General features: G+C 49.5%; 10 protein-coding genes. 8 read left to right on the forward strand and 2 right to left on the reverse strand.

The features are described from left to right. Nucleotides 1-32 precede the first annotated feature (32 nt). The 4 genes from argS (at nucleotide 33) to hslU (ending at nucleotide 4,343) form a co-directional block, all read left to right on the forward strand. A complete protein-coding gene (argS, locus tag ACP7FG_RS09270; protein WP_271332262.1) occupies nucleotides 33-1,775 on the forward strand; it encodes an arginine--tRNA ligase in 1,743 nt (580 codons plus the stop codon). Nucleotides 1,776-1,781: 6 nt separating this feature from the next. Beyond that, a complete protein-coding gene (locus ACP7FG_RS09275; protein ID WP_054490326.1) occupies nucleotides 1,782-2,348 on the forward strand; it encodes an SPOR domain-containing protein in 567 nt (188 codons plus the stop codon). Nucleotides 2,349-2,431: 83 nt separating this feature from the next. Next, nucleotides 2,432-2,989: an ATP-dependent protease subunit HslV gene (gene hslV / locus ACP7FG_RS09280; protein ID WP_054490324.1), complete on the forward strand. Its 558-nt coding sequence runs from the start codon at nucleotides 2,432-2,434 to the stop codon at nucleotides 2,987-2,989. Nucleotide 2,990: 1 nt separating this feature from the next. Beyond that, nucleotides 2,991-4,343, forward strand: a complete 1,353-nt coding sequence (gene hslU / locus ACP7FG_RS09285; protein ID WP_199495055.1) for an HslU--HslV peptidase ATPase subunit — start codon at nucleotides 2,991-2,993, stop codon at nucleotides 4,341-4,343. A 10-nt stretch (nucleotides 4,344-4,353) separates the two neighbouring features. On the opposite strand, the gene ACP7FG_RS09290 is transcribed toward hslU, so the two are convergent. Further along, nucleotides 4,354-6,426 (reverse strand): putative bifunctional diguanylate cyclase/phosphodiesterase, encoded by a 2,073-nt coding sequence (locus ACP7FG_RS09290; protein ID WP_224798383.1) that lies wholly within the window; start codon nucleotides 6,424-6,426, stop codon nucleotides 4,354-4,356. A gap of 161 nt (nucleotides 6,427-6,587) precedes the next feature. Here ACP7FG_RS09290 and rraA point away from each other — a divergent pair, with 161 nt between their 5' ends. Next, nucleotides 6,588-7,073, forward strand: coding sequence for a ribonuclease E activity regulator RraA (gene rraA / locus ACP7FG_RS09295; RefSeq protein WP_054490318.1), 486 nt, complete (start codon nucleotides 6,588-6,590; stop codon nucleotides 7,071-7,073). 2 nt (nucleotides 7,074-7,075) lie between these two features. Beyond that, nucleotides 7,076-8,122, forward strand: coding sequence for a formimidoylglutamase (locus tag ACP7FG_RS09300; RefSeq protein WP_199495053.1), 1,047 nt, complete (start codon nucleotides 7,076-7,078; stop codon nucleotides 8,120-8,122). Here ACP7FG_RS09300 and hutI read toward each other — a convergent pair. Next, complete coding sequence (hutI, locus tag ACP7FG_RS09305) at nucleotides 8,073-9,299, reverse strand: imidazolonepropionase (RefSeq protein ID WP_439226217.1); 1,227 nt, start codon at nucleotides 9,297-9,299, stop codon at nucleotides 8,073-8,075. The two genes, ACP7FG_RS09300 and hutI, sit on opposite strands and share 50 nt — an antisense overlap. Before the next feature lie 122 nt (nucleotides 9,300-9,421). Between hutI and hutC the strand changes: the two genes are divergently transcribed. Both hutC and hutU read left to right on the forward strand, forming a co-directional pair. Beyond that, a complete protein-coding gene (hutC, locus tag ACP7FG_RS09310) occupies nucleotides 9,422-10,123 on the forward strand; it encodes a histidine utilization repressor (RefSeq protein WP_054490313.1) in 702 nt (233 codons plus the stop codon). A gap of 3 nt (nucleotides 10,124-10,126) precedes the next feature. Further along, complete coding sequence (gene hutU / locus ACP7FG_RS09315; protein WP_224798380.1) at nucleotides 10,127-11,803, forward strand: urocanate hydratase; 1,677 nt, start codon at nucleotides 10,127-10,129, stop codon at nucleotides 11,801-11,803. The last annotated feature ends 5 nt before the right edge of the window (nucleotides 11,804-11,808 follow it).

The raw sequence follows: 11,808 nt of genomic DNA on the forward strand, positions 1-11,808 counted from the left end.
CTCTTCGATTTTTCATACAGGTAGTCGCATTAATGAAAGAACAACTTGAACAGTTACTGGCCGAAGCCATTGGTCAACTTAAAGCACAGGGGAAAATCCCTGCGGATCACCCAGTAAAGATTCAGTTGGATCGCCCTCGCGACAAATCGCACGGTGACTTTGCGACGAACCTGGCACTTATGTTGGCAAAGCCGGCAAAGTCGAACCCGCGTCAGTTGGCTGAAGCCATTGTTGATGCGGTTCCGGAGAACTCTCTGCTGTCGAAAATGGATATTGCCGGACCGGGCTTTATTAATTTCACCATTTCGCAGGACCAGCTGAAAGATCAGTTAACGGCAATGCTGAACAGTGACCGCCTGAATATCGATGTTGCTGACCAAAGCAAAACCATTGTCATTGATTACTCGTCGCCTAACCTGGCGAAAGAAATGCACGTAGGCCATTTACGCTCTGCCATTATTGGTGATGCCGTGTCCCGCGTGTGCGAGTTTTTAGGTCATAAAGTGGTTCGCCAAAACCACGTGGGGGACTGGGGTACACAGTTCGGTATGCTTTTGGCTTACATGGAAGCGTTGGATAACCAGTCGGCAGAATATGAGCTGAGCAACCTGGAAACTTTTTATAAAGCGGCCAAGCAGCGTTTTGACGACAGCGAAGAGTTCGCTGACCGTGCACGACAGCTGGTGGTAAAACTGCAGTCGGGCGACGAATACTGCCTGAAGCTGTGGAACCAATTTATTGATGTATCACTCAGCCATTGCCAGGAAGTTTATGATCGTTTGGGCGTTAAGCTGACCCGTGATGACGTGATGGCAGAAAGTGCCTACAACGACAAGTTACCGGGCGTTATTGAACACCTGCGTGAAAAAGGGTTGCTGACCGAAGATCAGGGCGCGCAATGTGTGTTCCTGGAAGAGTACAAAGGTAAAGAAGGCGAACCACTGCCAATTATTGTGCAGAAAAAGGGCGGTGGTTATCTGTATGCCACAACCGATTTAGCCGCCATTGAATACCGCCAGAAAGTATTAGGCGGTGACCACTTAATGTATTTTGTAGACGCCCGTCAGGCACTGCATTTTGACCAAATTTTTACCCTGGCGCGTAAAGCAGGCTTTGTTGAGGGTGAGATACAGCTGGACCATTACGGTTTTGGTACGGTGATGGGTAAAGACGGAAAACCTTACAAAAGCCGTGACGGGGGTGTGACTAAACTGGCTGATTTATTAGATGAAGCCGAACGCCGCGCACTCGAATTGCTTCAGCAGAAAACGACCGACTTAACAGACGAGCAGCAGAAACGCGTTGCTGAAGTGGTGGGTATTAGCTCGGTGAAGTATGCCGACTTGTCGAAAAACCGCACCAGTGACTACATTTTTGACTGGAACCACATGCTGACCTTTGAAGGTAATACAGCGCCTTACCTGCTTTATGCTTACACCCGTGTGAACAGCATTTTTGACCGACTCGGCGATACCGCTTTTGACCGTGATGCAGAGATTATTCTGAACGACGAACGTGAGCTGGCACTTGCGAACCAGCTGGTGCGTTTTAATGAAGTGCTGCATCAGGTTCAGGATAAAGCCATGCCGCACTTCTTATGCGGCTATCTGTTTGATCTGGCCGGGCGTTTTTCCAGTTTTTATGAAGCCTGCCCTATTTTGAATCAGGAAGATGAAGCCCTTCGTAACAGCCGCCTGAAGTTATCGATGTTAACGGCTAACGTGCTCAAGCAAGGTCTGGATTTACTGGGCATTCCAACCCTGGAGAAGATGTAACGCATTATGGATTACGCGAATCGTAAGCCAAAATCGCCGAAACGTAAGCCGGCTAAGAAAAAGGGAAGCAATAAAAAGCAGCAACGTGGCGCAAAACCCGTTGGTGAACGTAAAGCTGTCCCTTGGTTCGTGGTTATTATTGCCATTGGCTTAATCGCCTTATTTACTTATATTCTGGTTCAAATTAGCGGTAAGTCAGAGGAAGTTGAGCAACCGCATGTGCAGCAACCACCGGCCGATCTGTTGCCGGAAAAGTCGGCCGAACGCTGGCGTTATATTGAAGAGCTGGAAAGCAAAGAAGTGGAAGTGGATGTACCCGAACGCGAAGTGGGTCCACCTAAGCTTATGCAGTGTGGCTCTTTTCGTCAGCAGGCTGACGCAGAAAGGCTGCGTGCGCAAATTGCTATGGCGGGTCTGGAATCTCAGGTTAGAGCAACGGACGGCAGTAATGGTCTTTGGTACCGGGTTATTTTAGGGCCTTATGAAACAAAACGTGACGCCGAACGTGATCGCCATAAACTGCAGCGGAATCAGGTGTTTGGTTGCGCAATTTGGAACTGGAACATCGATTAATCCATACCCACCATTGAAAAACACAATATAGACCCTCAAATACTTGTCATTGATGTCACAAAGACAAAAAAGAGGGTCTTGATTTGACTACTATCGTATCTGTTCGCCGCGGCGATAAAGTTGTAATTGGCGGAGACGGCCAGGTTTCCTTAGGTAATACCGTAATGAAAGGCAATGCACGTAAAGTGCGCCGCCTTTACCACGACAAAGTGCTGGCAGGTTTTGCCGGCGGAACCGCTGACGCTTTCACACTGTTCGAACGCTTTGAATCCAAACTAGAGCAACATCAGGGCAACCTGATGCGTGCTGCTGTGGAACTGGCAAAAGACTGGCGTACTGACCGGGCGCTGCGTCGGTTAGAAGCTCTGTTGGCAGTGGCTGATAAGGAAACCTCACTGATTATCACGGGTAACGGCGACGTTGTGCAGCCTGAGAATGATCTTATAGCTATTGGCTCGGGTGGTCCTTTTGCTCAGTCAGCGGCAAGAGCGTTGCTGGAAAACACCGACTTGAATGCCCGCGACATTGTGCAAAAAGCATTAACTATAGCGGGTGATATTTGCGTATATACGAACGGCAATCAGACCATTGAAGAAGAAGAGTCTATTGCTGAAGACAAAACAAAGCAGGGGAAAGAATAAGATGTCTGAGATGACCCCAAGAGAAATTGTTGACGAATTAAACCGACACATTATTGGCCAGGATAAAGCCAAACGCGCTGTTGCCGTTGCTTTGCGTAATCGCTGGCGCCGCATGCAGCTGGACGATGAACTGCGTCAGGAAGTGACGCCAAAGAATATCTTAATGATTGGCCCAACGGGTGTTGGTAAAACGGAAATAGCCCGTCGCCTGGCAAAATTGGCAAAGGCACCGTTCATTAAAGTAGAAGCCACTAAGTTCACCGAAGTTGGCTATGTGGGTAAAGAAATAGAGTCTATTGTTAAGGACTTGACCGATGTAGCAGTGAAGCAAACTCGTGAAGAGATGATGCAAAAGGTACGTTACCGCGCTGAAGAAGCGGCGGAAGAACGTATTCTGGATGTACTGTTGCCTCCGGCGAAGAAGTCGTCCTCCGGTTGGGCTCAACAACAGGAAGAAACACCTGAAAACGATGATCAGCGCGGCACACGTCAGGTATTCCGTAAGAAGCTGCGCGAAGGCCAGTTAGACGACAAAGAAATTGAAATTGATTTAGCTATGCCACAAATGGGTGTTGAAATCATGGCACCACCGGGCATGGAAGAGATGACGTCGCAACTGCAGAATATGTTCCAGAACATGGGCAACGATAAAACCAAAGCCCGTAAGATGCGTATCAAAGACGCCTACAAACAACTGGTCGAAGAAGAAGCGGCGAAATTGCTGAACCCAGATGAAGTCAAAGAAGCAGCGATTGAATCGGTTGAGCAAAACGGCATTGTCTTTTTAGATGAAATTGACAAGATTTGTAAGCGCGGTGATACCAGCGGACCGGATGTTTCACGCGAGGGTGTGCAGCGTGACCTGCTGCCTTTGGTTGAAGGTACAACGGTGAACACCAAGCATGGCATGATAAAGACCGACCATATTCTGTTCATTGCCTCTGGTGCATTCCAGATGAGTAAGCCATCGGATCTTATTCCGGAGCTTCAGGGTCGTTTGCCGATTCGGGTAGAACTGGAAGCGCTGACCAGCGGCGACTTTGTCCGCATTCTGACAGAGCCGAGTGCTTCACTGACGACGCAATACCATGCGTTACTGAACACGGAAGGCGTGGAGGTTAACTTTACCGAAGAGGGCATTCAGCGCATAGCTGAAGTTGCATTCCATGTGAATGAGACGACCGAGAATATCGGAGCCCGCCGGCTGCACACCGTGCTTGAGCGCTTGATGGAAGAAATTTCCTTCCATGCAACAGACCACAACGGTGAGAAGTTGACCGTAGACGCAGATTACGTCAACGAACATGTCGGTGAGTTGTCGCAGGACGAAGACTTAAGTCGCTTCATCCTGTAATACATTACCGTTAAAAAGCCGTTGCAAACTCCCCGGGAGGCAGCGGCTTTTTATTGCTCTGAATTTGACGTTCAATAAATTGTTCGGCGAATTGCAGGCGCATTGGCGGCGAATAGAAATAGCCCTGCATCATGTCACAACCCAGTTTCTGCAACATATCCTGCTGTTCTTCGGTCTCAATTCCTTCAGCAATCACTCGTTTTCCTAAACCATGAGACAAGCGGATCATGGCTTTTAAAATGGTCGCGTCGTTATTATTTTGCTGAAGTTCGCTGATGAAACTTCGGTCAATTTTAATTTTGTTAATAGGCAAGGACCGTAAATAAGCCAGAGAAGAATGTCCTGTACCAAAGTCGTCGATGGATATACCAAAGCCCATCTCCCGCAAACGTTGAATGACACTCATGCCATTATGCAAGTCAGACATAGCGACATTTTCAGTAATTTCTAATTCCAGCCATTCCGGCGATATACCGTAGTCTTCCTGCAGCCGCTGCATTTTTTCAATCAACTGGAAATGCTGAAACTGAGGTGCAGAGAGGTTTACCGCAATTGGCCAGCATACGCCAAACTTTTGTTGCCAGGAGCTGAGAATCGCCGCGGCCTGATTCAGCACCCAGTCATCTAAATCGGTAGAAAGGCCGAGTTGTTCTATGTAAGGCAGAAACTCTGCCGGACTCAGCAAGCCCCGTTCGGGGTGTTGCCAGCGTATGAGGGCTTCAAACCCACAAAGCTGCTGATGGTCGAAGTCGAACTGAGGCTGAAGGTACAAAGTGAATTCATTTTCTTGCATTGCCTTACGAAGCACTGGCTCCATATCAACCAGATAGGAGTACATTTCGTCCATGCCGCGCTCATAAAAGGTTATGGTGGGCTGGTGCGACTGCTTGGCCTGAGTTAAACCTATGGTTGCCTTATTGAGCAAGACTTCCGATCGGCTGCCGTGCTGAGGGTAGCGCGAAATACCAATGCCTACTGCAATATTTACGGTTTTCTCGCCAATATCAATGGGCAGGGTCAATGCTTCCTGAAGTTCTGTGGCTAAGTCTTGTATCAGGCTTCGGTTCTTTAAATGGTCAAAAGCAATAGCAAAAACGTCACCGCTGATACGTGAAACAGTGAGGGGCTGCTTAGTAAAATTTTGCAGGCGGCGGGCAATTTCCTTTAGAACCTGGTCACCGCCGCGAATACCGATATTTTCGTTCACCACTTTAAAACGGCTGACACCAATTAGCATCATTGTTAAGTGGCGATTGTTGCTACGGCAATATTCAATAAACAACGGAATTTTACTGACCAGTTGATCGCGGTTAGAAACCCCTGTCAGAGCGTCATGAGTGTGAAGATATTCGGCGCGTTGAATAGCGCGCACTGCGGTATTGCGCTCTGACTCCAACAGCCAAATAATGACGCCAACAATAACAACGGCAATGATAATAACCGTTAACAGAGCCTGGAAACTTAAAACCCAGTCGATGGCGTTGGCTGATAACGAGAACATTCCGGCCAGCACCAGAAAGTTTTTAATGCCAATACTCAGAAAACCACCTGATACTAACTTGGGGCCGATACCTGCGCCTAGCCTACGCCACATGAAAAAGCCGATAGCAATAAGCGCTAAGCCTGTGACTAAAAAGCGCATAAACCCGGCATTGGGGGTGCTGCCGACAGAGCTGATAGTTGGCTCCAGCCAGAAGTAGGAGATAACCCCACCAATGAGTGAAACGGCGTAAGCAATATACTGCCAGTATTTTTGTGGTTTGCTGTTAAAGGCGGCACAGGACGCCCCCAAAGCAATAAAGCAAATTGCCAGGTACTGGAAGGTTAAGGCAATGCCTTGTAAGCCGCCGGACCAGTTAAGTGCAGACTCGGGTGCAACCATTGCGCTGCCTGCAAGAAAGGCGCGAATTAACTCACTGGGGCCAAAGGCAAAGCAGGCAAAAGACCAGTAACTTAAGTAGTCACGTCGATAATAACGGTGATAATACATAAGCAGCGACGCGAAACCGATAAGAAAAACGGCTTGTATGGCGTGCGCAAAGGTCTCTATTGCCAGACTTGTCATTAGGTCAAGCTGCGGCATGAAAATAGCGATTCACTTTATTATTATTATAGTTAGTTAGATTAAACGGGTTTTTATTCTATAATTCAAGGGTTTCGTTACCTCTGTCGGGCTTACTTTTGTCCTTGCCGGATAGCAGGTATACTGCCAGTCACTGCTATAGCAACGTCAGGAACACAATCATGGAATACAACACTTCAGAACTTTGCGATTTATACCCCGATATGGTCGATGTGGTTGAGCCCATGTTTGAGTCTTATGGAGGCCGTAGCTCTTTCGGCGGTCGTCTGGTTATCATTAAATGCCACGAAGACAAAGGGCTCATTGAAGAAACGGTGGCGGCAGACGGTGGCGGCAAAGTATTGCTGATAGATGGTGGTGGCTCGGCACGTCGTGCTCTGCTTGATGCTGCTATAGCTGAACAAGCTATGGATAACGACTGGGAAGGCATTGTCTGTTATGGGGCTGTGCGTGAAGTTGATGCGCTGGAAGAACTGGACATTGGTATTCTTGGCGTAGCTTCTATTCCTGTGGGGGCAATTAGTGAAGGTGTGGGTGAAGTGAATGTGCCGGTTAACTTTGGTGGCGTCACCTTTTTACCCGATGATCATCTCTACATTGATACCACGGGTGTCATCTTGTCTCCGGAACCACTAGATATTGAATAACTATGAGTGAGATTTCGTTTTTAGAATTAACCGATCCGGCTAAATGGGTAACGGTGCGCGAGCAGGAAACAAAAATTGGTCAGGCTATTCGGGTTCTTTCTGAGCAGGGAACTTATGAAGAAAGCCTGGCGGCAGCCTGGGAAGATGGTCAACGCGTAGCTTTAGTGGGAGTTCCGGAAAGTATTGGTGTGCGCGCGAATCTTGGCCGCGCAGGTGCTGACGATGGCTGGCAGTCCTTTCTCAAGAGCTTTTTGAACCTGCAGAAAACCGGCCTGCTTTCTACCCATGAATTGTTGCTGATTGGTGCTGTTAATTGTGATGATTTGAATGAAAAAGCTGAGGAGCTGGATACTTCGAACCCGCATGAACTAGCGACGTTACGCGAACTTTGCGCACAAGTCGATGCGCGGGTGGAAAAGGTGCTGACGCCTCTGTTTGAACAAGGCTTTGAAGTCATTGTTATTGGTGGTGGTCACAATAACGCGTATCCGCTATTGAAGAGCCTGCATAAAGTGACCGGTGAAGCCTGTGGAGCCGTGAATTTAGACCCGCATGCAGACTTTCGCCCGCGCGAGGGTCGCCACTCTGGTAATGGCTTTAGCTATGCCTATATGGAAGGCGCGCTGGAGTTTTATCATATTGTTGGTCTGCATCAGGGGAAAAACTCCGCCAGCAGTCTTCGCCAGTTGCAGGACGCAGGAATGCGTTACCATACGCTGCACCGCTTATACGAGCGCCCATTTACTGAAGTGATGGACGAAGTGGTGGCAAAAGCAGTGTCCTGGCAGCGTCCACTGGGCATTGAGGTTGACGTGGATGCCTTAAACGCTGTGCCTGCCAGTGCGGTGAATTATGTTGGCTTGAGTCTTGGACAAGGCTTTCAGTACGTTAAGCGACTGGCAGAGGTTAGCGAGGCACGTTACCTGCACCTTGCCGAAGCCGCACCGTCATTATGCAGTGCGGGCTTCGATGAAGGCATGAAAATTTGCGGACAGCTGCTTAGCGAGCTGACCACGGCTTACTTACACGGTCGTGAGCGACGCCGTTAAACCACAAGGTTTTTAGCGGGTTTACGCCAAATTGGTAAGTGAGCTCAGCGGCGTCCTGACAATTCCATAGCGCTAAATCTGCGTAACAGCCTTCGGCAATAACGCCCCGCTTCTGTTCACCTAAGGCTTTGGCAGCATTAACTGTTACCCCGCGCAAGCATTCTTCAGGTGTCATGTGGAAGAAGGTAGCGGCCATTTGCAGCATTAACGGTAGGTTGTGAATAGGCGAAGAGCCCGGGTTTGCATCGGTAGCGATGGCCATTGGAACGCCGTGCTTTCGCAGTAATTCAACCGGCGGCTTTTGGGTATCGCGCAGAAAATAGAATGCGCCCGGCAATAACACCGCTACTGTGCCATTTTCGGCCATGGCTTTAACGCCTTCTTCGTCTAGCTGTTCAAGATGATCAGCAGATAACGCCTGATATTCCGCGGCCAGCTTCGCGCCTTGCTGATTAGTAATTTGTTCGGCATGAAGCTTAATAGGAAGTCTTAACTTTTTAGCTGCTTCAAACACTTTTTCAGTTTGTGCCGGGCTGAACCCAATGCTTTCACAAAAAGCGTCAACGGCATCGACCAGCCCTTCGTTCGCCAGAGTCGGCAGAATGTTTTGGATAATTTCATCAATATAGCCGTCGGCGTTATCCTTGAACTCTGGCGGCACGGCATGCGCTGCCAGTAGCGTGGTCTTTATGTTCACCGGCAACTGTTCGGCTAACTGACGCGCTACGGTTAACTGTTTGCGCTCGTTTTCTAAGTCCAGCCCGTAACCGGATTTCACTTCAATGCTGGTAACGCCTTGTGACATGAGCGTTTCTGCGCGCTCTAAAGCTAATTTAAGCAGCTCTTCCTGTGAAGCTTCGCGAGTGGACTTAACGGTGCTTTTAATGCCACCGCCCTGCTCGGCAATTTCCTGATAGCTGGCGCCATGCAAACGTTGAGCAAATTCGTTAGCCCGCGAACCTGCCCATACCAGATGGGTATGGCAGTCGATTAATCCAGGGGTCAGCAAACCGCCGTTACCGTCAATGACTTTCGCCGTCGGAGTGGCGGGAGCGTCAAAGGCTGCACCTACAAATTCAATTTTTCCTTTATTGATAATGACTGTAGCGTCGTGGATCAGACCATAGCCCTGATCATCGTTCATTGTTGCTGCGTTGATGTTTTCTATACGTTGCATAGCAGTCCTTAAAGGTGAGTTCTGATAAAAGAATAGCAAAAGCAACTTGTATAGACAATTATTCTGGACTAGACTTTTACCCTCAAAAGTACCGTGTCATATCATTCATTGTTGGGGTCGGGATGAATAAATTCTCAAAGATAAAACAGCACATTTATCTGAAGATAGAATCCGGTGAGTGGCCTGAAAACCACCCTGTCAGTTCGGAAAACGCATTATCGACGCAGTTCTCGGTCAGTCGTATGACGGCTCGCAGAGCCTTGCAGGAGCTTGCGGATGAAGGTCTGGTGATAAGAACGCAGGGGTCCGGCACTTACGTTGCCCCCATTAAGTCACAAACTTCGTTTATGGCCATTCGCAATATAGCCGACGAAGTGCGTTCGCGCGGACACGATTACCGCGCCAAGGTGCATTTGCTAAAAGAACAGCCGGCAAGTGCTCAAATTGCCGAAGCACTGGAGCTGGAAGAAGGAAACCCGGTTTTTCATTCGTTGATCACCCACTATGAAAATGACCAGCCAGTGCAGCTTGAAGAGCGTTTTGTGAATCCGAAGCTGGTACCCGATTATCTTAAGCAGGACTACAGTAAGGTCACTCCGCATGAATATTTATGCGTAGTCAGTCCGCTAACCGAAGCCAGTCATCAAATTGAAGCCATTCTGCCGGTCAGCACGATATGCCAATACTTAAATATCGACCGTCACGAACCTTGTCTCAGAATTTTGCGCCGTACCTGGAGCTCAGGCGGTGTGGTCACCTTTGCCACACTGACTCACCCTGGCTCCCGGTTTAAGTTAGGCGGCCATTTAACCTTTAAGGAGTAAGTCATGTCATTCACCCGTTTGGATAAAAGTCGCAAAATAAGCGCACCTCATGGAACCGAGCTAACCACCTGTAACTGGCAGGTAGAAGCTGCAAAGCGGATGCTAATGAACAACCTGGATGACGAAGTTGCCGAACACCCACAGGCACTGGTCGTTTATGGTGGTATTGGGCGTGCTGCGCGCAGCTGGGAATGCTATGACAAAATTATTGAAACTTTAGAACGCCTGAAGCCAAACGAATCTCTGTTGATTCAGTCGGGTAAACCGGTGGGTGTATTTCCGACTCATGAAGACGCGCCGCGTGTATTGATCGCGAACTCTAACCTGGTGCCCGAATGGGCAACATGGGAGCACTTTAACGAGCTCGATAAAAAAGGCCTGATGATGTACGGGCAGATGACCGCGGGTTCATGGATTTACATTGGCTCGCAAGGCATTGTTCAGGGCACCTATGAAACCTTTGGCGCGGTTTCGCGTCAGCACTTCGACGGCGACGCTAAAGGTAAGTGGGTACTTACTGGTGGTCTTGGTGGGATGGGCGGAGCTCAGCCGTTGGCGGCCACCATGGCCGGCTTTTGCATGTTAGCGGTGGAGTGTGATGAGTCGCGCATCGATTTCCGTTCGCGCACTGGCTATGTGGATCATAAAGCCACCAACCTGGACGATGCGTTAAAGCTGATTAACGATGCCATGGCAAAAGGCGAAGCCATTTCAGTGGGCTTACTGGGTAACGCCGCTGACGTTTATTCTGAATTGCAGCGCCGCGGTGTGACGCCAGATGTGGTGACTGACCAAACGTCTGCCCACGACCCTCTGCACGGTTACTTGCCACAAGGCTGGACACTGGACGAGTACAAAGAGCAGCAGGAAAGCGACCCCAGTGGCACGGTAACCGCCGCGAAAGAATCTATGGCTGTGCAGGTTCGCGCTATGCTGCACTTCCAGAAAGAAGGCGCAGCGGTACTGGATTACGGCAACAACATTCGCCAGATGGCCAAAGACGTTGGCGTTGATAACGCCTTTGACTTCCCGGGCTTTGTCCCCGCTTATATCCGTCCGCTGTTCTGCGAAGGTATTGGTCCATTCCGCTGGGTGGCGCTTTCGGGTGACCCGGAAGACATTTACAAAACCGACCAGAAAGTGAAAGAGCTGATTCCGGACAACGAGCACTTACACAACTGGCTGGATATGGCCAAAGAACGCATTAGCTTCCAGGGCTTGCCGTCACGTATTTGCTGGATTGGCCTGAAAGACCGCGCCCGCATTGCTCGTGCGTTTAACGACATGGTTAAAAGCGGTGAGTTAAAAGCTCCTGTGGTTATTGGTCGTGACCATTTGGATTCCGGCTCAGTTGCCAGCCCTAACCGCGAAACCGAAGCGATGCAGGACGGCTCTGATGCAGTATCCGACTGGCCGCTGCTGAATGCTTTGCTGAATACAGCCGGCGGCGCGACCTGGGTCAGCCTGCACCATGGCGGTGGCGTAGGTATGGGTTATTCACAGCACGCTGGTGTGGTGATTGTGGCTGACGGTACAGAAGCAGCGGATAAACGCTTAAGCCGGGTACTGTGGAACGACCCGGGCACAGGCGTTATGCGTCATGCTGATGCCGGATACGATATTGCGAAAAACTGCGCCCGAGAACAAGGGCTTGATTTACCGATGCTGGATACGAAGTAAGGAGG

Origin of the sequence: Idiomarina sp. ST10R2A5 (assembly GCF_051842325.1) — a bacterium.
GTDB classification, from domain to species: Bacteria; Pseudomonadota; Gammaproteobacteria; order Enterobacterales; family Alteromonadaceae; genus Idiomarina; species Idiomarina abyssalis.